Annotated in this window: 26 protein-coding genes; 9 read left to right on the forward strand and 17 right to left on the reverse strand. The window is 67.7% G+C overall.

Annotation, left to right across the window (positions count from 1 at the left end; all coding sequences use genetic code 11):
• Positions 1–90 precede the first annotated feature (90 nt).
• Genes ACZK39_RS11490 through ACZK39_RS11500 form a run of 3 tightly spaced genes read right to left on the reverse strand, consistent with a single transcriptional unit; the run spans position 91 to position 3054 of the window.
• Positions 91–924, reverse strand: a complete 834-nt coding sequence (locus ACZK39_RS11490) for a DUF2705 family protein (protein ID WP_182781410.1) — start codon at positions 922–924, stop codon at positions 91–93.
• On the reverse strand, positions 911–1852 hold the full coding sequence (locus tag ACZK39_RS11495) for an ABC transporter ATP-binding protein (RefSeq protein ID WP_459055361.1): 942 nt from the start codon (positions 1850–1852) through the stop codon (positions 911–913). Before ACZK39_RS11495 ends, ACZK39_RS11490 begins: the two co-directional genes overlap by 14 nt.
• Entirely contained in the window at positions 1849–3054 is a 1206-nt protein-coding gene (locus tag ACZK39_RS11500) for a LolA family protein (protein WP_459055360.1), read from the reverse strand. Before ACZK39_RS11500 ends, ACZK39_RS11495 begins: the two co-directional genes overlap by 4 nt.
• An 81-nt stretch (positions 3055–3135) precedes the next feature.
• On the opposite strand from ACZK39_RS11500, the gene ACZK39_RS11505 reads away from it, so the two are divergent.
• Both ACZK39_RS11505 and ACZK39_RS11510 read left to right on the forward strand, forming a co-directional pair.
• Entirely contained in the window at positions 3136–3789 is a 654-nt protein-coding gene (locus ACZK39_RS11505; RefSeq protein ID WP_463613355.1) for a response regulator transcription factor, read from the forward strand.
• A gap of 61 nt (positions 3790–3850) precedes the next feature.
• On the forward strand, positions 3851–5143 hold the full coding sequence (locus tag ACZK39_RS11510; protein ID WP_463613356.1) for an ATP-binding protein: 1293 nt from the start codon (positions 3851–3853) through the stop codon (positions 5141–5143).
• Here the strand turns inward: ACZK39_RS11510 and ACZK39_RS11515 are convergent.
• Positions 5140–5823: a DNA alkylation repair protein gene (locus ACZK39_RS11515; RefSeq protein ID WP_463613357.1), complete on the reverse strand. Its 684-nt coding sequence runs from the start codon at positions 5821–5823 to the stop codon at positions 5140–5142. The genes ACZK39_RS11510 and ACZK39_RS11515 overlap by 4 nt on opposite strands.
• A gap of 71 nt (positions 5824–5894) precedes the next feature.
• Between ACZK39_RS11515 and ACZK39_RS11520 the strand changes: the two genes are divergently transcribed.
• A complete protein-coding gene (locus ACZK39_RS11520; protein ID WP_463613358.1) occupies positions 5895–6866 on the forward strand; it encodes an NAD-dependent epimerase/dehydratase family protein in 972 nt (323 codons plus the stop codon).
• 26 nt (positions 6867–6892) lie between these two features.
• On the opposite strand, the gene ACZK39_RS11525 is transcribed toward ACZK39_RS11520, so the two are convergent.
• A complete protein-coding gene (locus ACZK39_RS11525) occupies positions 6893–7111 on the reverse strand; it encodes a DUF4332 domain-containing protein (RefSeq protein WP_220489054.1) in 219 nt (72 codons plus the stop codon).
• A 106-nt stretch (positions 7112–7217) separates the two neighbouring features.
• Positions 7218–7832: a carboxymuconolactone decarboxylase family protein gene (locus ACZK39_RS11530; RefSeq protein WP_459055355.1), complete on the reverse strand. Its 615-nt coding sequence runs from the start codon at positions 7830–7832 to the stop codon at positions 7218–7220.
• Between the two features lie 774 nt (positions 7833–8606).
• Here ACZK39_RS11530 and ACZK39_RS11535 point away from each other — a divergent pair.
• Positions 8607–10244 (forward strand): GmrSD restriction endonuclease domain-containing protein, encoded by a 1638-nt coding sequence (locus ACZK39_RS11535; protein WP_463613359.1) that lies wholly within the window; start codon positions 8607–8609, stop codon positions 10242–10244.
• A gap of 185 nt (positions 10245–10429) precedes the next feature.
• On the opposite strand, the gene ACZK39_RS11540 is transcribed toward ACZK39_RS11535, so the two are convergent.
• The 11 genes from ACZK39_RS11540 to ACZK39_RS11590 all read right to left on the reverse strand — a co-directional run bounded on the left by ACZK39_RS11540 (position 10430) and on the right by ACZK39_RS11590 (position 19225).
• Positions 10430–11368 carry a hypothetical protein gene (locus tag ACZK39_RS11540; RefSeq protein WP_463613360.1) on the reverse strand — a complete coding sequence of 313 codons (939 nt, stop codon included), beginning with the start codon at positions 11366–11368 and terminating at the stop codon, positions 10430–10432.
• A 269-nt stretch (positions 11369–11637) separates the two neighbouring features.
• Positions 11638–12216, reverse strand: a complete 579-nt coding sequence (locus tag ACZK39_RS11545; RefSeq protein WP_182798877.1) for a type II toxin-antitoxin system RelE/ParE family toxin — start codon at positions 12214–12216, stop codon at positions 11638–11640.
• A 39-nt stretch (positions 12217–12255) separates the two neighbouring features.
• Complete coding sequence (locus ACZK39_RS11550) at positions 12256–12591, reverse strand: type II toxin-antitoxin system Phd/YefM family antitoxin (protein ID WP_463613361.1); 336 nt, start codon at positions 12589–12591, stop codon at positions 12256–12258.
• Positions 12592–12748: 157 nt separating this feature from the next.
• Positions 12749–13357 carry a hypothetical protein gene (locus ACZK39_RS11555; protein WP_463613362.1) on the reverse strand — a complete coding sequence of 203 codons (609 nt, stop codon included), beginning with the start codon at positions 13355–13357 and terminating at the stop codon, positions 12749–12751.
• A gap of 158 nt (positions 13358–13515) precedes the next feature.
• Entirely contained in the window at positions 13516–14217 is a 702-nt protein-coding gene (locus ACZK39_RS11560; RefSeq protein ID WP_463613363.1) for a transposase, read from the reverse strand.
• On the reverse strand, positions 14186–14668 hold the full coding sequence (locus tag ACZK39_RS11565) for a helix-turn-helix domain-containing protein (protein WP_463613364.1): 483 nt from the start codon (positions 14666–14668) through the stop codon (positions 14186–14188). Before ACZK39_RS11565 ends, ACZK39_RS11560 begins: the two co-directional genes overlap by 32 nt.
• Positions 14669–14840: 172 nt before the next feature.
• Positions 14841–15512, reverse strand: coding sequence for a hypothetical protein (locus ACZK39_RS11570; RefSeq protein WP_463613365.1), 672 nt, complete (start codon positions 15510–15512; stop codon positions 14841–14843).
• Between the two features lie 579 nt (positions 15513–16091).
• Complete coding sequence (locus ACZK39_RS11575; RefSeq protein ID WP_182781431.1) at positions 16092–16403, reverse strand: AzlD domain-containing protein; 312 nt, start codon at positions 16401–16403, stop codon at positions 16092–16094.
• Positions 16400–17101, reverse strand: coding sequence for an AzlC family ABC transporter permease (locus ACZK39_RS11580; RefSeq protein WP_370586028.1), 702 nt, complete (start codon positions 17099–17101; stop codon positions 16400–16402). The genes ACZK39_RS11575 and ACZK39_RS11580 overlap by 4 nt, the downstream gene beginning before the upstream one ends.
• Positions 17102–17117: 16 nt before the next feature.
• Complete coding sequence (locus ACZK39_RS11585) at positions 17118–18506, reverse strand: HAMP domain-containing sensor histidine kinase (RefSeq protein ID WP_220489101.1); 1389 nt, start codon at positions 18504–18506, stop codon at positions 17118–17120.
• Between the two features lie 32 nt (positions 18507–18538).
• A complete protein-coding gene (locus ACZK39_RS11590) occupies positions 18539–19225 on the reverse strand; it encodes a response regulator transcription factor (RefSeq protein WP_182781433.1) in 687 nt (228 codons plus the stop codon).
• Positions 19226–19323: 98 nt separating this feature from the next.
• Here ACZK39_RS11590 and ACZK39_RS11595 point away from each other — a divergent pair, with 98 nt between their 5' ends.
• The 5 genes from ACZK39_RS11595 to ACZK39_RS11615 all read left to right on the forward strand — a co-directional run bounded on the left by ACZK39_RS11595 (position 19324) and on the right by ACZK39_RS11615 (position 24235).
• Complete coding sequence (locus ACZK39_RS11595; protein ID WP_463613366.1) at positions 19324–19782, forward strand: low molecular weight protein-tyrosine-phosphatase; 459 nt, start codon at positions 19324–19326, stop codon at positions 19780–19782.
• Between the two features lie 64 nt (positions 19783–19846).
• A complete protein-coding gene (locus tag ACZK39_RS11600; protein ID WP_459055347.1) occupies positions 19847–20854 on the forward strand; it encodes an NAD-dependent epimerase/dehydratase family protein in 1008 nt (335 codons plus the stop codon).
• A 75-nt stretch (positions 20855–20929) separates the two neighbouring features.
• Positions 20930–21925, forward strand: coding sequence for an ornithine carbamoyltransferase (gene argF / locus ACZK39_RS11605; protein WP_463613367.1), 996 nt, complete (start codon positions 20930–20932; stop codon positions 21923–21925).
• A 238-nt stretch (positions 21926–22163) separates the two neighbouring features.
• The gene (gene pdhA / locus ACZK39_RS11610) at positions 22164–23261 is read left to right on the forward strand and encodes a pyruvate dehydrogenase (acetyl-transferring) E1 component subunit alpha (RefSeq protein WP_463613368.1); all 1098 of its coding nucleotides are present in this window, start codon (positions 22164–22166) and stop codon (positions 23259–23261) included.
• 14 nt (positions 23262–23275) lie between these two features.
• Entirely contained in the window at positions 23276–24235 is a 960-nt protein-coding gene (locus ACZK39_RS11615) for an alpha-ketoacid dehydrogenase subunit beta (protein ID WP_463613473.1), read from the forward strand.
• The last annotated feature ends 9 nt before the right edge of the window (positions 24236–24244 follow it).

The following is a 24244-nucleotide window of genomic DNA, read 5'->3' on the forward strand; positions in this document are numbered from 1 at the left end:
CCATCCCGGCACCCCCGATGAGGTCGACGGGGGCCGAACTCGCGCTCCTTCCGCACCCGCCACGGCAGGGTCCTGCCGCGGCGGAACCCGTCAGGACGTCACGTCGGCGGAGCGGAACCTCGCCCACGCCAGCGACGCGAACACCGCAACCCACCCAACCTGCACCAGCAGCCCCGATCCCAGCACGCCCCAGTCCACCTCGAGGCGGAGGAACTCGGCGAAGTCGAACCAGTGGTGCGTCAGCAGGTAGGGGTGGATGGCCGCGAGTTGCGGCAGGGAGTCCAGCACCGTGGAGACCACCGCCACCACGACCGTCGCGGCCATCGCCCCGACCGGGACCTCGGTCAGCGTGGAGATGAACACCCCCACCACCACCAGCCCCGTCAGGGACAGGGCGACATACCCCGCGACACCCAGCATCCGCGCCATCCCGGCCCCCAGGGAGACGGTGGTGCCCGACAGCAGAGTCATCTCTCCCAAGCCGAAGAACGCGCCCCCGGCGGCCAGCGCCATGACGGCGATCACCAGCACCGCGACCACCGCGAACGCCAGTGCCACCAGAGCCTTCGCCAGCAGCAGCCGTGTCCTGGCGACGGGCAGGGTCAGGAGGTAGCGCAGCGTTCCGGCCTGGGCCTCGCCCGCGATCGTGTCGCCCGCGGTGATGGCGATGGTCAGCGGCAGCAGGAACGGCAGGCACATGAACAGGGCCGCGACGACGAGGAACAGCCCGTTGCCGGTGACCCGTCCGATGAACCCCGGCCCCTGACCCTCCAGCCCGGAACCCTGCGCGATGAACAGCACGACGGCGAGGAGCAGCGGCACCAACGCCAGCCCGACGAGGAGCGCCAGCGTGCGGCGCCGGCCGAAGAGCAGCCGCAGCTCGCTGCGCAGCAACCTCCCGAAGGAACCCCTAGCGCGCGACATCGAAGCCCTCCCCAGTCAGTTCCACGAACAGCTGCTCCAGGCTGCGACGGCGGACGGTGAGACCGACGAGGTCCACCCCCGCATGCACCAACGCGGCGGACACGCGCTCCGGGGGCGTGGCCCCGAGCCGCGCCTGGACCTCCACGCCGTCGACGCGCACCTCGGCCAAGCCGAGGGTGCCGAGCACCTCGGTGGCCCCGGCCACGCCGTCGACGTTGGTGGTGACAACCACGCGCGGATCGTCGTCTGCGGCCAGTTCGTGGCGCTCCGCCTGGGCGAGGAGCTTGCCCTGGCCCATGATGCCGATGTGCGTGCAGACCTGCTCGATCTCGGCAAGCAGGTGGGAGGAGACCAGCACGGTGGAGCCCTCCGCGGCGAGCTCACGGATCAGGTGGCGGACCTCGCGGGTGCCCTGCGGGTCCAGGCCGTTGGTGGGCTCGTCGAGGACGAGCAGCTCGCGCGGACGCAGCAGGGCGGCCGCCAGGCCGAGGCGCTGCTTCATGCCGAGCGAGTACTGGCGGTACAGCTTCCCCGAGGCGGCGGTGAGGCCGACCCGTTCGAGCGCCGAGTCGATCCGGGACCGTGAGGTGCCCGGGTCTGCCGTGGCGTCGCACGCGTCGAGGCGGACCAGGTTGGCCCGCCCGCTGAGGTACGGCTGGAACGCCGGCCCCTCCACCAGCGCACCCACCCGCGGCAGCACCGACCCGCCGCTCTCGGGCATGGCCTCGTCGAGCAGCCAGGCGGCACCCGCCGTCGGCTTCACCAGCCCGAGCAGCATCCGGATCGTGGTGGTCTTCCCCGACCCGTTGGGGCCGAGGAATCCGTAGACAGCGCCGCGGGGCACCACCAGGTCGATCCCGTCGACGGCCACCTGGCCGGATCGGAATCGCTTGGTGAGCCCCTCGGTGCGGATTGCCGGGGCGCTCACGCCATCGCGCGCAGGGTCTCGGCGGGAACCGCCCCCACCAGGATGCGACCGTCGTCGGTCACCAGCACGCTGAGCAGCGCGGAGGTGAGCAGGCGACCCTCGGGCACCTCGGTGGTGAGCTGCTCGTAGAGGGCGGCGGCGTCGAGGTCCATGCCCGGCCCATGCTCGGGCTTGAACTCGTCCATCAGGTCCTGCGCCTCGTCGGAGCCGGTCGACGGGGTGGGCATGCCGCTCATCGCGCCCGGATCCTGGGCGATCATCGCGGCGACGTCCACGCCGGTGAGCTCGACCACGCTCTCCCAACCGGTGCCGTACACCGTGGGCTTCTGGTGGTCGCCCTCATGGGCGGGCATCTCGGTGCCCTCGGCGGGGATCGGGATCACGACGTCGCGCTGGGTGGCGCCGGCGGGGGTAGAGAACTCGAACACGGACTCGTTGGGGGCGGTGAAGTCCACGTCCGTGAACGACACCTCGACGGCGGGGGCCGCCTCGTCCTGCGTGCTCCAGGTTTGCACCCGCAGCGGGGTCATGGTCTCACCGTCGACTGCCAGCACCACGTGATCGACGAGGGTGCCGTCGGTGTCAGGGGTGACGACGAGCTGGTAGGCATCGCGCCCGGCGACGCTGATCTGCGAGTCGACGCGCACCGTCGAGTACTCCTCGACGTTGGCCAGCACCTTGGCCGCGGCCTCCTGCGGGGTGGGCAGCTCGTCCTGGCCTGCGAGGGCCTTCTCGCGGGCCTCGTCGCTCATCGTCTCCAGGCGGGCGCGGTCCGCGTCGCTGACGGTGTAGCGGACCACCTCATCGTCGGAGCTGGAATAGGTCCACATGTCCGTGCCGTCGGCCACCATCGAGTACTCGCTCATGGTGCCCAGCAGGGAGACGCGGGCGCGCTCGTCGCCGTCGGTCCAGACACGAAGCGTCGAGCTGCCGCCGAGAAGAGACATGGGATCAGCGCCGGACGCCTCGGTGAAGAGGAGTTCGGGGAGCCCGAGGCGGGCGGTGTGCACGACGGTGCCGGACATGGCCTGGGGCTCGGACTCGAGGACCCGCGCCACCAGTTCCTCGGCGGTGAGGTCCGGCAGGTTGCTGGACTCTCCGGAGGCGAGCAGCGGCTGCACGAGGAGGCCGACGGCGACAACGCCGGCCACGGCTATGGGGGCGATCCAGGGGGTGCGGAGGGCAGAGCGTCGTTCGGTCATGCGCCCACGGTAGACCGCCGTCGCTGTGAGGACGCTGAGAGCGCCCGCCCGCCGCCACTGGCCCGCTGGCAGGATGGGGGCGTGCGGGTACTGGTGGTCGACGACGAGCGGGGGCTCACCCGGGCGTTGCAGCGCGGCCTGGCGGCGGAGGGGTTCGCGGTGGACTGCTCGCACGACGGCGAGACGGGCCTCTCGCTGGCCACCCACGGCGATTACGACGCGATCGTCCTGGACGTGATGCTGCCCCGGCGCAACGGCTACGACGTGGTAGCCGCGCTGCGTGAACGCAAGGTGTGGACCCCGGTGCTGATGCTGAGCGCCAAGGACGGCGAGTACGACGTGGCGGATGCGCTGGACCTCGGCGCCGACGACTACCTCACCAAGCCCTTCTCCTTCGTCGTGCTCGTGGCCCGGCTCCGTGCCCTGGTGCGCCGTCCCGCGGAGGCCAGGCCGTCGGTGCTCGCCGTCGGCGCGCTCGTGATGGACCCCTCCGCCCGGACCGTGACACTCGACGGGGTGCTCGTGGATCTCACCACCCGCGAACTGGCGCTGCTGGAGTACCTGATGCGGCACGCGGACCGCGTGGTGGGCAAGGTGGAGCTGCGCGACCACGTGTGGGACGGCACAGGGGAGGACCTCAACGTGGTGGAGGTCTACGTCGGCTACCTGCGGCGGAAGCTGGGCCGCGACGTCGTCCTCACCATGCGCGGCGCCGGCTACCGAGTGGTGGGCTGACGGCGTGCCCGGCGAGGGGCGACGGTGGGGCGGGCTCTCACTACGGTTGCGGCTGACTCTGGTGACCGCCGGATTGTTGGCGGTGGGGCTCTCCCTGGGGGCGGTCGCGTTGTCGACGGTGGTGTCCGCGAGCCGGGTGATTGCGCTGGACGAGCTGGCGGAGGCTCGGGCGCTGACGGTGTCGCGGCTGGTGGCCGATGACCGGCTGCCCGAGCCGCTACCGGTGGCGGAGCCGGGGGAGATCGCGCAGGTGCTCGACGGCGACGGCCTGGTGGTGGCGAGCTCGGCCAACGCGAGCCGGACGCTGCCGGTGGTGGCGCCGTCGGAGCTCCCGGCGCTCACGGGAGCCGGCCCCGCGACGATGCCGACGGCCTACGACGCGCGGGCGCGGGTGGTGGCCCGAGCGGCGGACTGGCGGGGGGCACCGGTGACGGTGGTGGTGGCGCTGCCGCTGCGCGACGTCGAGGGGGTGCTGCAAGCGCTGCGGGTGTCGCTGGTGGGGGTGGTGCCCACGTTGACGCTGCTGCTCGCGGGCGTCATCTGGCTGGCGCTCGGCCGGGCGCTGCGGCCGGTGGAGCAGCTCAGGGTGGCCGCCGCCCGGGTGGCCCGCGAGGGCGGGCCGGGCGCGTTGCCCGTGCCCGCAGCCGACGACGAGCTCGGGGCGCTTGCGCGGACCTTGAACGAGATGCTGGACCGCCTGGACCGGGCCGCGGCTCGGCAGCGCGGGTTCGTCGAGGACGCGGCCCACGAGCTGCGCTCGCCGATCTCGTCTCTGCGCGCCGCCGTCGAGGTGGCGGAGGCGCACCCGGCGGCCTTCAGCAGCGGGGAGTTGGCGGCCGAGCTTGCGCCGGAGGTGCGGCGGATGCAGGCGCTCGTCGACGATCTGCTGCTGCTGGCGCGGGTGGGTGCGACGGGGGCGCGGCGAGACGACGCTGACCTGGCTGCCCTCGTCGGTGACGCTGTGGCCGGCGTGCGCGCGGGTGTCGCGGTGGAGGTGCGCGGAGCCGGCCGGGCGTGGGTGGACGCGGCCGCCGTCGGGCGGGTGGTGCGCAACCTGGTGGAGAACGCGGCCCGGCACGCCCGTGGTGTGGTGCGGGTGACGGTGTCCGACGGGGTGGTGGTCGTCGAGGACGACGGGGCGGGGATCCCGGCTGGGGATCGCGAGCGGGTCTTCGAGCGCTTCGTGCGGTTGGACGAGGCGCGTGAGCGCGAGGGCGGCGGCAGCGGGCTGGGCCTGGCGATCGCGCGGGAGATCGCCCGCGACCACGGCGGCGAGGTCACCCTGGGGGAGTCTGACCTGGGCGGGTTGAGCGCGACGGTGTCGCTTCCGGTGGGCCGTCCAGACGTGGACTAGGTCTCGCGCCGCGACACCATCTCCGCGATCCAGATCGGCGCGAACGGCGAGGTGCAGCCGGGCGGCGTCGGGTAGTCGCGCAGCACGCCCAGTCGCTCGCCGATCGAGACGGCGCGCTCACGCAGCGACGGGTTCTCGATGCCGATCTGCGCCAGGCAATGGTTCATCGCCCACTGCAGCCGCTCGGGCGACTCCGCCATCTGCGCCTCGATCAGGTCCAGAAGCCCGTCCAGATCGAGCCCCTCAGGGCTGCGCACCACGCGCTCGCTGGTCAGCGCCCACCCCGCGCTCGCGACGACCGGGTCCGGGTCCGCGAACCAGGCCAGGCGCAGCGACTCCGCATGGGTGCTCTTCTTGACGACGTAGTTGACCAGCCAGTCGTGCACCTTCGGCGAGCCGGCCCCGCGGAGCATGGCGTCCAGCTCGTCGAGGGAGTACAGCTTCGGCCGGCAGATGAGCAGGGCGAGCAGCCGGGCGGCGGAGTCGCCGGTGGACCACAGCTCGACGGCGAGGTCGTGGTTGGTCCTGACCCGCTTCGCCACGGCCCGCAGTCTCGTGAGGTTCACCCCGTGATCGTCGCCGTGGCGCTCGTTGACGGCCCGGATCTTGGGGTCCTCCAGCGCAGCAAGCTCGGTCAGCAACTCGGCCGCGGTCGCTGCGGTGGTCGCCGCCTCGCTCATGTCGTCTCCCTCGTGATGTGCGGATTCAGCCTACGTCGGCAGCGGCGGGGCAAGCGCCCTAATGTGGCGACATGAGAATCGTTGTCATCGGCGGAAGCGGGCACATCGGGAGCTACCTTGTCCCGAGGTTGGTCCGGGCCGGGCACGACGTGGTCAGCATCAGCCGTGGTCAGCGAGCCAGCTACGTCGAGGACCCGGCCTGGCGGGATGTGCGTCAGATGGTCGCCGATCGGGAGGCCGAGGAGCGCGAGGGGACCTTCACCGACCGCGTCGCTGCGCTCCGGCCCGACGTCGTCGTGGACCTGATCTGCTTCACGCTGGACTCTGCCACCGCGCTGGTCGAGCGACTCCGCGGGGAGACTGGGCACCTGCTGCACTGCGGGTCCATCTGGCGTCACGGCCCCAGCGAGCGCCTCCCGATCACAGAGGATGGCGGTACGCCGCCGGCTGGGGAGTACGGGATCGCGAAGTCCGCCATCGCGGCCATGCTGAAGGAGGAGACGAGGTCCGGCGGGTTGGTCACCACGTCGCTGCATCCGGGCCACATCGTCGGCCCCGGCTGGCATCCGATCGGCCCGCTCGGCAACGTCGATCCGACGGTGTGGCGCACCCTCTCAGCCGGCCAACCGCTCGAGATCCCCGGGCTCGGCGGCGAGTTCCTCCATCACGTGCACGCCGACGATGTGGCCCAGGCCTTCGAGGCGGCCATCGTGCACCGCACCGCGGCCGCGGGGGAGGACTTCAGTGTCGTGGCTCCGTCGGCGTTGAACGTGCGGGGGTACGCGAGGATCGCGGCGGGATGGTTCGGGCAGGCGGCGGAACTGCGCTCGGTGAGCTGGGACGAGTTCCGCGCGTCCGCCGCCGAAGGCGCCGCAGAGGCCAGCTGGGAGCACCTGCTGCGCAACCACTACCTCAGCATCGGGAAGGCGCGATACGCGCTCGGGTACGAACCCAGGTATCAGCCGGACGAGGCCATCCTCGAGTCAGTGAGGTGGCTGATCGAGCACGGAGAGTTGGAGGTCGCGGCGCCGCTGGTGGTGTAGCGAGCGCAGCCACCCTGAGCGATCACTCAGACGTCGAGTGCCTTCGCCTGCGTCACCCAGTCCTCACACTCAGCTACCGACAGCCCGATCACCGCTCCGTGACGGGTCTCGATCATCTCTTTCAGGTTGGCCGCGTTGCGGTGCCGGAGCTCCTTGACGGAGTCCACCCCGATGCTCTTGAGCATCTCCGCGTACTTCGGTCCGATGCCCTTGATCCTGGCGAGGTCGTTCTCTACGGATGCCATCACAGCTCCTCGAAGTGTTCGGTGCAATCCTTCGTTGGACTCATCCATCGTATCCAGCCCTGTCGCCGCGGGTGTCGATCTGACTAGGCCGCTCCTGGCTTTCTTGTCACGCCTCGTGCCCGGGTGTGAACCACAGAGCGTAAGCTCCGAGGCGGTCGCGAGGACCTCGGGGGTTCGGCACCCGGCACGCCTCGGTGAAGCCGGCCGGTGGAACACCGAGGGCCTGGATCACCCGCGCCCAGTAGTTCACCTGGGCGGCAGTGGTGGCAAGGATCACGATTTCACGCTCGCTGAACTCCGCCCTGAGCCGCGCCAGGTGCTCTGTGGGAAACGTCAGCGGTGTGGATGAGATCAGCCTTGCGTACTCGATGGCCAGCCGCTCCCGGTGGGTGAAGGTCTGGATGCCGTCAGGGTCGCCGCGGGCGAGCGCGGCCAGTTCGGCGTCGCTCAGCCCGGCGCGGTCATGCTCGTAGCTGTTCATGTCCACACAGAACGCACAGTTGGCGGTGATGGACGCGGTGACGCGGACCAGCTTCAGCAGCCGCTCGGAAGGTTCGCGATGCGCCACCAGCATTTCCAGCAGGCCGGAGCCGATCGCAGCCCTGGGATACCAGGCGAGCAGCCGGGCGGGCTCCATCCGGCGCCCTGTCGTGCGCTCGGCGATCCTGACCCCGAGTCGCAGCAGCGGATTCATCCGGCGCGGTTCACCGATCAGTGCCATGGCGCCATCATGGCAGCGCACTCGGACAATGGGCGGGAACTCCGCAACGCCAAGACCACGCGCGTCTTGTGGATGTCCCGGCCCAAAGGGTCGGGGTCTTAGGTTGTCGTCAGACAGCTGAGCGTTCGCTGTGGGGCTCAGCCACACACGCCATCCCGGTGGCTCAGGTGGCGCCCAGCGCCGTCGAAGCCCCGGACTGTGCGCTTCACGCTCCTGCCGAGGTGCTGATGCCGCCGGAATGGTGTCGTTGACGACGAGGGGTCTGCAACTTGCTACCCAGAGGGCGGCTTCTGCATATATGCGCAGATGCCGCTCTATGGGTAGCAAGTTGCAGACAAACACAAACCAGGGGGACCGTCTTTCCTCGCATGAGGGCGGGTTCGGCCGGGATACCACTCCGGCCCGCACGCGATGAACAACTACCGGATCTGCCGCGGACCGCTCGGACGTTCACAAGTTCCGGAGGTGGCGGACTGGGGTGTCGAGCTGCGCTTCACTCTGTGCACTTCTGCGCTCGGTAGTTTGTAGATCGGGACGCCCGGGGGAGGGTCGTCAAAAGTAGGGAGTGGGTCTTCCTGCTGCGGTGGCGGCGCCCCGTTCGTCAACGTTGGGTCCTGGAGGGATGTCAACGATGGCCGTGCGGTTCACGCTCATGCTTGATGAGCGAGCCCTGGCTAAGCTAGCTGGCGGCACCCGACCTCCAGCAAATATCCGGCAGCATCGGGCTTGAGTCGCAGTCGTCAGACCACGCCAACAGCACAGCCCCCTCCTGCCGTGAGCTATGTTGTGATCACCAATTCCCACCGGAGTGATGCTGCCATGAGCTTGACGATCCGAAAGATCCTCGAACGCGTTCAGAACGGGACCATTCGAGTCCCTGCGTTTCAACGCGGGTTTGTCTGGGACGCTGAACGTGTTGCGTATCTCATGGACTCCATTTACAAGGGCTACCCTTTCGGCGCGCTGATCCTGTGGCGGACAAAGGAGAAGCTTACGCATGAGCGACAGCTTGGCCCCTTCGTGCTTCCAGACGCGGAGCCCGATTATCCGATCGATTACGTCCTCGACGGCCAGCAGCGCCTAACTTCTATCTTCGGCGTCTTCCAGACGGACTTAACCGCCACCGAGGACGCGCCTTGGACGAAGGTGTACTTCGACCTCCGCGCGGAAGACGACCTGCAGGAGAGCCAGTTCCTAGCGCTTACGGACGAGTTAGTCGATCCAGTCCGTCACTTTCCCATCGGCACCTTCTTCGACGTCACTACCTATCGAAGGGCGACAGCGAAACTGCCCGAAGGAGATGCTAAGACGATCGACCAGGTTCAATCGATCTTCAAGGAGGCTGATATTCCGACACAGGAAGTCGCGACGGAAGACCGAGCCAAGGTCGCCATCGTCTTCGAGCGTGTGAATCGGCTGGGCATGGAGCTGGACACTTTCCAGTTGCTCAGCGCCTGGACCTGGAGTGAGGACTTCGATTTGCAGGAGCGCATCAAGGCGCTGGCCGACGAAGTTTCCCCCCACGGCTTTGGCGACCTATCTGAAGATACGAACCTGATCCTGAGATGCTGTGCGGCAGTTGTTGCCAAGGACGCGTCGCCTGCCGCACTGATGGGCCTCAAAGGGGTTGAAGTCCGGTCGCGGTTCGACGAGATCGAAAACGGAGTTCAAGGGGCGATTGATTTCCTGCGCAAGAATCTTCCTGTTCGCAACTTGAGTAACCTCCCCTACCCTTCTCTAATTGTTCCCCTGGCCGTCTTCTTCGCGGTGCCGGATGGCAAGACGGTTCAACTAAAGGACGATCAGCGCCGTGCAATGGAACAGTGGTTCTGGAGGTCCTGCTTCTCGCGTAGGTTCAGCGCCGCCGTTCTCCGCAACTTAAAGCGAGACATCCAAGAAGCAGAGAAGCTCCGAAATGACGGGGTCTCCCAACTTTCCAATGTGAGTGTATCTATCGATAGCGATTACTTCACAGATCAAGGCTTTACGATCGGGACCGTACACACTCGCACGACGGTACTCATGCTGGCCAGCTTGAACCCACGCAGTTTCGTTTCAGGGGCAAAGGTTGATCTGGATCGTGTGCTACAGGCGTACAACCGGGAAGAATTTCATCACCTGATGCCACGGTCATTCCTAAAAGAACGTGGAAAGACTGTCAGCGAAATCAACAGGCTAGCCAACTTCGCTATCATATCTGCCGCCGACAATAAGACCTTAGGAGGCGTGGCGCCTAGCATTTACAAGGCAAAAATGCCCTCGGGATCGATAGACGAGATCTTGGACGCGGCCGCGTGCCCTCACTCTCTCTTCGACGATGACTATGGAAGATTCCTGAGTGCGCGTGCGGACCGCCTAAGCACCGTTGCGAACGCATTAATGGGAGTCCCGCCCGTCACCGATCCCGCATAGCAGCGGTGACAGCGTCGCCGAAGGGACTGCGCCGAATGGGCAGCGAGGCGAACGCACTGTCTTACCGCGCCGCGGCCGATAGCCTTCGGCTGATCGCCGCGACCTCATCAGCCGAAGGCCCGGCGTCGCGAGGTTGGGCTGCTTCTACCGCTGACCGACGGCCAGGACATTTGATTTGGCGCGATTCAGCGAAGTTTGGGGACTAGGGTTCGGAGATTAACAATCTCGACTCTTGCCGCGCGGGTGAACTGTGACACTGTCATCTCCTCGGTCAGGCCGTCGGGTGTTCTCAGTTTGAGAGCGGCCTTAGACAAGGTCTTCGCCGCATTGCGATCGCTCTTTGTGAGGAAATGGACGGGGCGTTCGCCTACAACGAAGACTTGGCGCAGCCGGTCGGTAGAATCCAGCGACAAGCCCACAACGTCCGCGAACAGACCCCGTTGCCTCCCGCCGTCGGCGCCCTTCCACGACGAGAGCTTGAACTCGGCAATGCGATGGGTGGTTTCCAGATCGTACCGACGTTCGGGGTCATTCCCGGCCCCGAGCGACGGTCGCTTCAGCACCCGCTCGCCGGGTCGAAGAATTGAAGGAAGGACCTGCACAATCACGGCCGCATGGATCAGCGTGTCGATCATCCCAACGCGCTCTCGCACGATCAGTGCACTGTCGACTAGGTCCTCGTCGAGCCCCGACGTAGCGAGTACGTCGGCGGCGATGCCCGCGTCGGCGACTGACAGGCGTGCCTCTAAAGAAGCGATCGTCTTGGTCAGCGACTCAGAGGCCATATAGCGGTCGAGACGCTCAAACGCTTGAAAAGCAGCGCTTTGGTCTAGGACATCGGGCGCTTCATTCGTCCTGTCTGTGACCTGTGTTGAGCCGCCTCCCGCGCCAGGAATAGGACTAGTGAGAAACCCCAGCCTCTGGAAGAGCCGCAACGCGAAATGGCTGATGAAGGGCTCGTCAGTGATACCGGTTGATACTCGAAAGGCCTGCTTCGGAGGCCACCGCCGCCCCTTGACTTCCACCCAGTGGGTCTGGATCGGGTCTGGCGGCACGGCAGGCACACGGGCCATAACCGTCTCAGCGTCGAGTGACCGCACCACACCGTTCAGGGTGAACTCCATAGGGACAGCGTATGGCTGCCGGGCAAGCAAGCACTGCCCCCCTGGCAGCCTAAAGAAGCAGCCAGAGCTAGGAGCGAGCCCGTCCTGCGCGCGACACCTGCGGACGTTTCCTGTGCGAGACACATCCAGGACGGTCAGGAAGGGGCGCCTGTCCACACGGCCCACCTCGCGCAACGGTCCAACGTGGCTAGGTCAAGAGCCTTTCGGAACGCGCGGATCTGCCGCGATGAGCGCAGCCGGCAGGGAGGGCAGCCTCAGCAGAGGCCCAGCTACGTTCCCGAACCCGCACCGGAAATATGGTCCGTCCAAGCCCTCTCGGCTTCTTCGAGTGTCATCTCTTGGACCTGGGAGGCCGGGAGGTGCACCACGTAGAGCAGTGCGTCGGTCAACCATCTCGGGACTGGCTCAGGCTTCTCCGGTTCCGGGGTCGCGGTCAGGTCGCTTGCCTGCTTGGCGAAGAGCTCTAGAACCTCCGTGAGCGCCTTGGTCTTCGGTGAGGAGCCAGCGTTAGCGACGCGTTGCCTGATCTCTTCGTAGACCTCGTTGTCCTTGCGGTACCCAACTGCCCAGACCTCCGCGACCTCCACTCGGAAGTCTCCTGCGTCGTCCTGCACGACTCGCCATACGACGCGCCAGTCACGATCGCCGACGGCGATCTTGCGGTAGCCGATGAGACCGCCCAGCAAGGGGGCGCCTGCGTTGGGGTCGCGCTCGATCTGGATCATCTTTTTCAAGGCCCAGCGCACGATCTGCGGGTCGGCCTTGAACAAGGTCTCCAGGTCCTCGACCGCATCCCCGGTCAGGCGCACTAGACACCCGGGTACTTCCGGGTGCTTCTTCTCAACCATGCGTAACCGCTGGCCCGGGGCCGGACCGGAGTTGCGTTGTCACTCGCGGCCGGTGGCTAGGTCAGCGTCGAGCTCGGCCTCGAGTTCCACCCGGGCGAACCCGAACGCGGCGATGGCGTCGTCCAGATCGGTGCGGCTGCCAGTGTCAGAGAGCTCGCGCGACAAGACGAGGGAAGCGGCGATCAGGTCAGCCCGAACACGGTGAAGCTCGTCGAACTGTTCAACGGAGATAACGGCAGCGACCGCGCGCCCGTGGCGCTCGACGATGATGTCCTCACCACGCTCCGCATCCTTGACCAAGCCCGCGACACCGCGGCTGGAGGCTGCGGTAACGGACAGAGTCCGCTCGCGGTGCAGGTCAGCGAAGATGGTCATGACAAGAACTGTATAGGAATCTGTGCAGATTGCAAGAGCGTGCGCGTACCTCCCCGGTGAGAAGCTATCGATCCTGCGACTAGAGGTCTGGCCCAAGAGGGCCCTTGAACGAGAGCTGCGCAACGTCCGGTCATGCCGCTGGTTGGGGGTCGTGATGTCAGCGTCCGAGCCCGAATGACTGGCATGATGCTCCGGATAGCTCGTCTTGGTAGTCGCTGAGTGTGGTTGTACCTGTTGTGTGGCGGCCGTCGTGCATTTCGTCGCGGTCGCTGACCACTTGCTGGGCTGCCTGCGAGTCGAACCGTTGAATGGTGCGGTCGATCTCGCGGAGTTGCTCCAGGTCGGCCTCGGCTGCGCCGTTGCGTAGTTCCTCGCCGATCCAGGAGCACCGCCAGACCTCCAGCGCGATGTACTCGAACATGGTGTCCTCATACAACGCTTCCTCGCCGGCGGCAGGGTCGACTGCTTCCACTTCTGGGAAGTGGTCGCCGGCGGCGAGAGGGCCAGGCACTTTGGTGATGGCATCGGCCCAGACGGCCCTGATCTGCACTGAGGAGATCGCTTGCTGCCCGTTGGCCATTTCGATGGCGGGCTCGGCTTGACCTTCAACCCGGGCGGCCAGGGTGGGATCCCTCAGTTCAGCGGCAGATTCGACGGTGGTGCGGTCGCCGGGTTCGGCTTGCACGAGTTGAGTCACTCCCACGGCCAACGCCACGATCGCCATCACGGCAACGGTTCCGGCTATCACGATTGTGGTGCGTGTCACGAGGATCCTTCTCTTCTTGAGGGTCGGGGTGGGCGATTTAGGTGCCGATGAGGAAGGGCGCTCCGGTAGTCACCAGGTTGGTGTGAACCACAAGCCCCCCAAGGCTCGACGTGTCGACGGGACCCAGCCCCGGGTTGAACGCGGCAACTAGTACCGCGTCAGGCAACCTTGGCCCTCCTGATGATCGCGGCGCGTTTGAGGACTTTGCGGAGTCGTGGGTCGGTGGCGTGGGAGTTGCGCCAGATGATGTAGCGGCGGATCAGGCTGGCTTGCTCGCGATGGCTGTTGTGATCGGTGCCGTCGAGGGCGAAGTACCGCAGGCCGGTGAATTGCGCCTCGATCCGGTTGAGCCAGGAGCCGTAGAACGGGACGAAGGCGAGCTCGACGTTGTTGGCTGCGGCCCGGTCACCGACGCGGGTGTCGGTCTTGGTGGAGCGGTGCGGGCTGAAGTTGTCGAGCACGATCGCGATCCTCGTCTCGGGTGGGTGGAGCGTGCGGAGGTAGCGGCAGAACGCGTGGAACTCGGTGCGGGTCTTGCGGGTCTTGATGTGTCCGTAGAGCCGGTCGGTGGACAGGTCGTAGCCGGCGAGTAGGTGCCGTACTCCGTGTGGCCGGTTGTAGGTCGCTCGGCGCCGCCTCCGCCGGGGAGCGTCTTGGCTTCCCGTGCCGGTGGCGATCGGGGCCCACTGTTTGCCGGGGTGGGGCTGGAGGTTGAGGGGTCCGAACTCGTCCATACACATCACCACGGACGGATCACCCGGTGCGGGTTCCTTGCGGCCATCGGCGATGGCGTACAACTCCAGGACCCTGTTCTTCTTGGTCTCGTAGTCAGGGTCGGTGCTGGTCTTCCAGGTTTTCACGGCTTGGAAAGGAGACGCCTTGGTCACGCAGCAGCTGCCTGAGCCCTTCGTGAGAGATGTCTTCGACCACCCCCTGAGCGACCAGGTAGTCGGCCAGTTTTGACAGTGACCAGGTCGAGAACGGGAGCCCGTGATCACCGGGCCTGGCCAGGGCGATCTGGGTGATCGCGGCCCGATGCGCGGTGGTGAACTTCGGGGGCCGGCCACCGGCATACTTCGGGCGCAGCGAATCGAACCCGTCGGTGTTGAAGTTGTGGATCACATCACGGACCCGGTCGGCGCTGGTGAACGTGACCGCCGCGATCTGCGGAGCTTCCATGCCCTGGGCCGAGCGCAGCACGATCTGGGCTCGTCGCCAGGTGACAACCGACCCTGAGTCGCGCCGCACCGTGCGCAACAGCCGGTTGCCCTCGTCGTTGGTGATTTCCCGGACCCGAACACGTTCGGCCATCACGACACTCCTGAGGGGAAGAACAGGAACTGACCCCCACACGATCCCGCGTCCCGCAAGAGACCAGCGGACCCCAACCGGCGTGTCAGTCAATGTCGAGCGGCGTCCAACGTTGGTTGCTCCCGCGCTCAGTAGTCTTCGGGTCGGGCCAGTCTTCAAGTCGGCCCGCGACTCAGGGTTGTGTTCGCAGGAACCGGAAGATGCCGTAGGAGCGTCGGTGGTTGAGTCTTAGGTAGCGGATCCTGGGGTGCCACGGGCACTTCCGGCCGTGGAGCGGCCCGTCCAGCCAGAGGTCCCCGCCTCGGATTCTGCGCATGATGAGGTCACGGGTCACGTTAAGGGCGACGAACGCGCCGCACCACAGCCACCACTCGACTCCGAGCGGGGCCCACTGCGGGTGGTCTTCGCGATTGACAGCGAACCCGACCATGAACGCGAGCATCAATCCCACGTCCAGGCCCGACCCCGCCCCCAGTGGCAGACCGTCATCTCGGATGGCCATGAACAGCCGGACCCGGTACCACCCCAGGGTCCGGTGCAGGGACGTCGCAGCCTGTGCGACGGCTGCGTCATAGTCCGCCGCGCTGAACCACATATCTGGGATCAGCTCACCGGTCCTCGAGTCCATCATGTTGTGCCAGCTGACGTAGTTCGCATCGCGCGTGATGTCGGCGACCACCCGGCAGTCGTAAGCGCCGCAGTCGCATGACAGGAGTGGCACCCTGGCGCCCATTGCCAGGTCCTTGAATCGGCTCGCGTCCCTGGTTCCGAGAGCAAGCCCCTCGAGTCCCCGCACCACGCGCAGACACCTGAATCGCTCGATGATGGAGGTTCCGTCGATCACGGGGCAGATTCGCAAGGTGAGTTGTCGGTCCACCCAAACCCTGAACGACAGATCGTGGAGGCCCCTGTCCACACCACTCCCTACTCCCGTGAGTCGGCATCGGCGCTGGCGATGCGGCTCCAGCCTAGACGTCACGGCGGGCTGACGCCCCGCAGGTCGCGCAAGCGTAAGGCCACACTGCTGCACCCCATCACCCCGGGCTCAGAACCTCCGCCGGCAGCACGGACGATCAAGATTGACTCGAACACGACCTGGGCCAGGCCGAGCGGAACCTACTGCGTGGTCTCCGCCGTCGCGACAGCAGCCACGGCAATTCCGCAACAGGGCAAACGTTGACGGCCGCGGTACTAGCCCTCCCGTCGAGGCTAGCACCGGCGCCGCTCACTCCCGACTGCGCCAGGCCGTCGCCTGAGGGCCGGGTTCGATGGCCCGCGGTTCGGAACGCACGCTTCTGCCGCGGACCGCTCGGACGTTCACAGGTTCCGGAGGTGGCGGACTGGGGCGCCTCGCCGCAGGCCCGAGAAGCCGAAATTACACCGACGTAATCTGTGCACAGCTGTGGATAAGGCTGTGGAGAGATCACGCGAGGCCACCCAGGCGAGCCAACGCGGCGGCGGCAGCCCCGGCAATCACCACGAGCAGGAATGGCGCGCGCAGCACCAGGGCCACGGCGGCCACAAGCAGGGCCGCGGCGCGCGCGTCGAGCGCCACCGCAGTGCCAGATACGAACGCGTTGGTGGCCACGAGCGAGGCGAGCAGCCCCACCGTGACCCCGTGCGAGAGCTTCACGACCCACGGATTCTCGAGCCATCGCTCGGGAAGCAGGTAGCCGACCAGCTTGGTGACGTACGCGATCGCGCAGGCGGCCATGATCCAGAGCCACATCGTCATCGTGGGACACTCCGATCGACGTCCGGCGCGACCGTCGAGTCGCGGCGATGCTGGGCCAGAGTCATCGCCACCGCGACACCTGCCGCCACGATGATCGGAATCCCCGGCGGTACGAACGGTGCCACCGCCACCGTCACCACGGCGGCCATCACCGCGATCGCGATCGGGTCGCGGCTCCGTAGCCGCGGCCACAGCAAACCCAGGAACGCCGCGACAGCCGCGCCGTCGAGCCCCCAGGCCTTCGGGTCGCCCAGGGCGTCGCCGAGGAGGGCCCCCAACAGTGTGAACAGGTTCCACAGGACGAACACCGCGACACCTCCAGCCCAGAACCCCCGCCGCTCCTCGACGGGGTCCTCCGCGGCCGACGCGGTGGCGATGGACTCGTCGATGGTCAGGTGCGCGGCCACGAAACGTCGCCAGCCGCGCGGGCGGAGCATGGCGTTGGCGGTGACCCCGTAGATCGCGTTGCGGACCCCCAGCAGCGAGGCGGCTGCGGTCGCCGACGCCAGCGCCCCACCTCCGCCGACGACGCCGACGAACGCGAATTGCGAGCCGCCGGTGAACATCAGCAGGCTGAGCACGCATGCCTGCCCCACCGTCAGGCCGGCAGCCACGGCCAGTGCCCCGAACGAGATCCCGTAGAGCCCCGTCGCGACGCCCACCGACAGCCCGCGCCGCTGCGCGGGGCTCAGCGCCACCCTCACTCCACTGACCTCACAGGACAGACTGTTCCGCGGACTCGGCGATCACCGGCAGCCGCAGCACGAACTTCGCCCCGCGGTCCGGGTCGTTGCCCGCGCGCACCGAGCCGCCGTGCGCCCGCGCCGTGTGATCCACGATGGAAAGCCCCAACCCGGTGCCGGGGGTGTTGCGCGCCCGGTCCGAGCGGTAGAAGCGGTCGAAGATCAGCGGGAGGTCCTCGTCGGCGATGCCCGGGCCCTCGTCGACGACGGTGAGGGTGCCGTCTTCCAGCGTGACCACGATGGTGCCGTAGGAGGGCGAGAACTTCACGGCGTTGTCCAGAAGGTTGGTGATCGCGCGCTCCAGCGTCGACGGATCGCCCATGACGGGGGTGGGCTCCAGGGTGACGTCGAAGGTGATGTTGGGGCCTCGACGGCGGGCGCGCTCGATGGCGGACTCCGTCACCTCCGCCATGTCCAGGAGCTCGTGCGGGCGCTGGAGGTGGTCGTCGCGGGTGAGTGCCACGAGGTCTCCCACCAGTGCGGAGAACTCGCCCAGCTGCGCGGCGACGTCGCCCAAAATCACCGAGCGGGCGCCCTCCGGGAGCATGCCGGAGGTGTCGTCGGCCAGCAGCAGCTCGATGTTGGTGCGCATCGACGTGAGGGGGGTCCGCAGCTCATGCCCGGCGTCGGCGATCAGCTGGCTCTGCTGCTCCCGCGACGTCTGCAGCGAGCGCAGCATGAGGTTGAACGACTTGGTCAGCTCACCCAGATCATCTCGACCGTAGATCCGGATGGGGTTGAGCTGATCGGTCTGCGTGACGGATTTCACGGCCTGCGAGAGTCGACGCACGGGAGCGAGCACCGTCTGCGCCGCCCACAGCGCCGCGAGCGTGGTGGTCAGAACGCCCAGCGCGCCGGCCGCCAGCAGCGCGGCCCACAGTGAGCCGAGCGTGGATTCCAGTGCGACGGTGGGCCGCCCGTAGATCACGGCGTAGAACGCCCCGTCCACCGACATCGGCACCGACACCACGCGGTAGGAGGTGCCGTCCGCATCCAGGGTGCGGGCCGAGGACCCGGACTGCATCCGCGCCACCGCGATCTCCTCGGACCCGGCAGGCAGGGACACCGGCTGGCCGGGCACCTGCTTGACCAGCCCATCCGCCGCGACAAGAGCGAGCAGCCCATCGGAGGACCCCATCAGGTCACCCGAGAGCCCGCCCATGTTGGACACGTTCGACGCGATGGTCCCGGACGCCGTCTGGGCCACCGCCACCAGCTCACGATCCAACTGCTCCAGCAGGGACCACCGCGTCACGACGTAGGAGGTGGTGCCGACGACCAGGACCGACAGCGCCACGCTGATGCCCGTCAGGAGGGCAAGGCGCCACTGCAGCGACTGGCCACTGACGAGGCGGCCCAGGCCGCGGCGAAGCCGGATCCACCAGCTTCCGATCACGGGGGAGTTTCACGCAGGACGTAGCCGATGCCGCGCACTGTGTGGATGAGCCGGGGCCGGCCGCCAGCTTCGGTCTTGCGCCGCAGATACCCGATGTAGACCTCGAGCGAGTTGGCCGTGGTGGGGAACTCGAAGCCCCACACCTCATTGAGGAGGGTATTGCGCTCCATGACGCGGCGCGGGTTCTCCATGAACACCTGCAGCAGCGCGTACTCGGTGCGGGTGAGCGAGATGTGCTGCCCGGCGCGCGTCACCTCGCGGTGCTGCGTGTCCAGCGTGACGTCCTGGAAGGTCAGGACCCGCGACTCCGCCTCCGGCACGGGCTTCGAGCGCCGGGTCAGCGCCCGCAGGCGCGCCAGGAGCTCGTCGAGGGCGAAGGGCTTGACCATGTAGTCGTCTGCGCCGGCGTCGAGCCCGTCCACGCGGTCCCCGACGGCGTCGCGCGCAGTCAGGATGAGGATGGGGGTGTCGTTGCCGCCGTCCCGAAGCATTCGGGTGGTCTCGAGGCCGTCGAGACGGGGCATCATCACGTCCATGATGATGGCGTCGGGTGTGTAGCTGACCAGCTTCGCGAGGGCCTCGACGCCGTCTGCGGCGGTCTGCACATCGTCGCCCGTGTAGGTCAGTGAGCGGGCGAGCGAATCGCGTACCGCCTGATCATCGTCAACCACCAAGATCTGCATGATCGTCCCCCCAAACCTTCCTCCACGCCGGTGGCTCATTCTAGCCACCTGTGCCCCCGGCCTCGGTGAGCCAGACCCGCGCGGCTAAAGTGTGACCAATGTCAACGATTCTCTTCGTATGTTGGGGCAACATTTGTCGCTCCCCGATGGCCGAGCGGGTTGCACGGCGCCGAGCCGAGGAGCGTGGGCTCGACGTGCGGATCGCCAGCTTCGGGGTGTCCAGCGACGAGGTGGGCAACCCCATCGACCACCGCGCCGCGCGCACCCTGGAGCGTGCCGGCTACGACGCTTCGGGGCACCAGGCGCGCAAGATCGGGGCAGCCGACATCAAGGGCGCGGACCTCGTGGTGGCCGCAGAGCCGCTGCACGTCGCCCGCCTGCAGCGCATCGCCCCGTGTGCCAAAAACATCGTTCTGCTCAACGACTTCAACCCGGACAAGACCAAGGGGGAGCCGCTGACTGACCCGTGGTACGGCACGGAGGAGGGGTTCGAGGAGACGCTGGCAGACATCGAGGCCGCCGTCGACGGCGTGCTCGAGGCCGTCACCCGCGACTGATCCGGGGCGCGGCTATCGCACCCAGTCCGCACCAGCAGTGGTGGCTGGATGGAAGGATGCGGGGATGGCACTCACACGCAATCCCCTGGACATGCTGTTCATCGGCGGCAGCGGCATCATCAGCCACGCGAGCGTGGAACGGGCAGTCCGGCTCGGCCACCATGTGACGGTCCTCAACCGGGGGCAGTCCACCACGCACCCGCTTCCCGAGGACGTGGAGTTCCTGGTGGCCGACGTGCACGACGGTGCCGCCGTCGACGAGGTCCTCCGCGGCCGCGGGTTCGACGTCGTGGCCCAGTTCATCGCCTTCACCCCGGACCACGTGGGGCGCGACGTGGCCCGCTTCGCCGGGCGCACCGACCAGTACGTGTTCATCTCCTCGGCTTCGGCCTACCAGAGCCCGCCGTCGCGGATGCCGGTGACCGAATCGACCCCGCTGCGCAACCCGTTCTGGGAGTACTCGCGCAACAAGATCGCCTGCGAGGACCTCCTCGTGGCCGAGTACCGCGACAACGGATTCCCCGCCACGATCGTGCGCCCCTCCCACACCTACGACCGCACCCTGCTGCTCACCACCGGAGGCTGGACGGACATCGCCCGGCTCCGGGCCGGCCGGCCCGTGGTGGTGCACGGCGACGGCACCACGCAGTGGACCGTGACGCACTCGGCCGACTTCGCCGTCGGGTTCACCGGTCTCCTCGGCAACCCGCAGGCGGTGGGCGACACCTTCCAGATCATGGGCGACCACGCACCCACCTGGGACCAGATCTACACGTGGCTGGCCCATGCGGCCGGGGTGGCCAGCCCCGAACTGGTGCACGTGGCGTCGGAGACCATCGCGCGGGTGCTGCCCGACGTCGGACCCGGGCTCCTCGGAGACAAGGCGCACTCCATGGTCTTCGACTGCTCGAAGCTGCGGGCACTGGTGCCGGAGTTCAACCCGACGATCACCTACGACCAGGCGGTCGCGGAGCAGGTCGCCTGGTGGGACGCGCACCCGGAGAGGCAGATTGTCGACAGGGCGATGGATGCGGGCTTCGACAGGCTCGTCGACCACGCCAGATCGGTGTGACGGCCGGCCGCGGCGGGCCGCGGACGGCGCGGTAGCCTGTGTCCTTCCCTGGATCGCGAGCGAAAGGCGACGACGATGAGCCTGCTGGGCCGCAGCTTCCTCAAGGAGCTGGACTTCACCCCCGACGAGTGGCGCGAGCTCCTGGACCTCGCGGCCGAGCTGAAGGCGCAGCGCCGCGAGCGTCGCGAGAGCCCGCTCCTCGCCGGAAAGCAGGTGGCCCTGCTGTTCGAGAAGACCTCCACCCGCACCCGGTGCGCGTTCGAGGTGGCTGTCGCGGATCAGGGCGGCACCACCACCTATCTGGACCCGGCCGGCTCACAGATCGGCCATAAGGAGTCCGCCGCGGACACCGCCCGCGTCCTCGGCCGCTGGTACGACGCGATCGAGTACCGCGGTTCCGGGCAGAACGTCGTCGAGACCCTGGCGGCCCACGCCGGTGTCCCCGTCTACAACGGGCTCACCGACGACTGGCACCCCACCCAGATGCTGGCGGACCAGCTCACCATGATCGAGCACAGCGGCAAGCCGTTGGAGGAGGTTTCGTTCGCGTTCCTCGGCGATGCCCGCAACAACGTGGGCAACTCTCTGCTGATCAGCGGCGCACTGATGGGCATGGACGTGCGGATGGTGGCGCCGGCGTCGCAGCAGAACGCGGCCGAGATCGTCGCTGAGGCGCGCCGCCTCGCGGAGTCGACGGGTGCGCGGATCACCGTCACCGACGACGTGGCCGCGGGTGTCGCGGGCGTGGACTTCGTCTACACCGATGTCTGGGTCTCGCTCGGTGAGCCGAAGGAGGTGTGGGCCGAGCGAATCGAGCTGCTTCGCCCGTATCAGGTCAATGCCGAGCTGATGCGGGCCACCGGCAACCCGGCCACCAAGTTCATGCACTGCCTGCCCGCGTTCCACGACCTCAACACGACGGTGGGTCGGGACCTGTTGGAGCAGTTCGGCATCGAGGGCGTTGAGGTGACCGACGAGGTGTTCGAGTCCGAGGCGAGCGTCGTGTTCGACCAGGCGGAGAACCGGATGCACACGATCAAGGCGGTGTTGGTCGCAACCCTCGCCGGCTGACCTCCTCTGCTGGCTGAGGTGCCGCGCAGCGGCCTCGCTCCCTTTCCCGCTGGCTGAGGTGCCGCGCAGCGGCCTCGAAGCCTCAGAAACGCGAGCTGACAACGTCACTTCTCTTGGGCTTCGAGGCTCGTCGCTGCGCTCCTCGCTCCTGAGCCAGCGAGGGGTCTGCCGCTGGAGTCCCTTTCGAGGCGCCCAAGACGTAAGCTACGGATGCGTAAGTTAGTGGAGAGGAGGCCGCGTGCGCGGTCAAAGCCAGGACATGGTGCAGCTGCTGACCCCTGAGGGTCGACGCGTGAGTCACGACGACTTCGAGTTCACCGGCACCACCGCGGACCTCGTCGGCTACCTCCGCGACATGGTCCTCGCCCGGCGCTTCGACGCCGAGGCCACCGCCCTCCAGCGGCACGGCGAGCTGGGCCTGTGGACCCCGCTGATCGGGCAGGAGGCCGCCCAGGTGGGCTCGGCCCACGCACTCCGCCCCGCCGACGTGGTGTTCCCGTCCTACCGTGAGCACGCCGTCGCCATGGTGCTCGGCGTCCCGCTCACCAACATGCTGTCGCTGTTCCGCGGCACCAACGGCGGCTACTGGGAGAAGCTGGACGCCTTCAAGAACTACCAGATAGTCATCGGCTGCCAGGCGCTGCACGCCACCGGCTACGCGATGGGCCTGCAGCTCGACGGCGCCGTCGGCAACCACGACGACGAGAAGAACGCCGGCGTCATCGTCTACCACGGCGACGGCGCCGCCAGCCAGGGCGACGTCAACGAGGCCTACGTGTTCGCCGCCTCCTACAACGCGCCGGTGGTGTTCTTCTGCCAGAACAACCAGTGGGCCATCTCGGAGCCCATCGCGCTGCAGTCGCGCATCCCCCTGTTCCAGCGCGCCCAGGGGTTCGGCTTCCCCGGCGTGCAGGTGGACGGCAACGACGTGCTGGCCGTGAAGGCCGTCACCGACTGGGCGATGGCCCGGGCCCGCGCCGGCGAGGGGCCGGCCTTCATCGAGGCCTTCACTTATCGGATGGGCGCCCACACCACCTCCGACGACCCCACCAAGTACCGCGAGCGGTCCGACGAGGAGGAGTGGCGCGGCCGCGACCCCATCGCCCGCCTCAGCACCTATCTCCGCGCGGAGGGCGCCGTCGACGACGAGTGGTTCGCCGGCGTCGACGCCGAGGCCAAGGAGTTGGGGGCCGCCGCCCGGGCGTCGATCCCCCTGATGGAGAACACCACCATGGACAAGCTGTTCGCCACGGTCTACGCCGAGCCCACCGTCGCGCTGGAGGCGCAGCGCCGCGAGTACGCCGAGTTCGCCGCGAGCTTCGGGGAGGACGCGTGAGCGAGACCCTGACCATGGCCAAGGCCCTCAACCGCGGGCTGCGGCGCGCCCTGCAGGCCGACCCGAAGGTGCTGCTCGCCGGTGAGGACATCGGCAAGCTCGGCGGCGTCTTCCGGATCACCGAGGGCCTGCAGCAGGAGTTCGGGGAGAACCGGGTGGTCGACTCGCCGCTGGCCGAGTCGGGCATCATCGGCACCGCTGTGGGCCTCTGCATGCGCGGCTACCGGCCGGTGCTGGAGATCCAGTTCGACGGCTTCGTCTTCCCCGGCTTCTCCCAGATCGTCACGCAGGTGGCAAAGCTGCACATGCGCACCGGGGGACACACCAGGATGCCCATGGTGATCCGGATCCCCTACGGCGGTGGGATCGGGGCCATCGAGCACCACTCGGAGTCGCCCGAGGCCTACTTCGCGCACACCCCCGGGCTCAAGGTGGTCACGTGCTCGAACGCCAACGACGCGTACTGGATGATCCAGCAGGCCATCGCCTCTGATGACCCCGTGGTGTTCTTCGAGCCGAAGCGGCGCTACCACGCCAAGGACACCGTCAACTTCTCGGCCCGCCCGGCTCCGATGCACCAGGCGCAGGTGGTGCGCTACGGCACGGACGCCACGCTCCTCGCCTACGGGCCGATGGTCAGGACCTGCCTGGATGCCGCGGTGCTCGCAGCCGAGGAGGGGACGTCCCTGGAGGTGGTGGACCTGCGCACGCTGAGCCCCATCGACTGGGTCACCATCGAGTCGTCGGTGAGGCGCACGCGGCGCGCCGTCGTCGTGCACGAGGCGCCGAAGACGCTGGGGCTGGGCGCGGAGATCGCGGCCAAGCTGCACGAGGACCTGTTCTACGTGATGGAGGCCCCGGTGCAGCGGGTGGCCGGCTACGACATGCCGTATCCGCCGGCCAGGGTGGAGGAGGAGTACCTTCCGAGTGTGGACCGGATCCTTGACGCCGTCGACCGTTCGCTCGCCTACTAGGAGCCTGAG

It is taken from the genome of Tessaracoccus luoxuelianae, assembly GCF_055326245.1.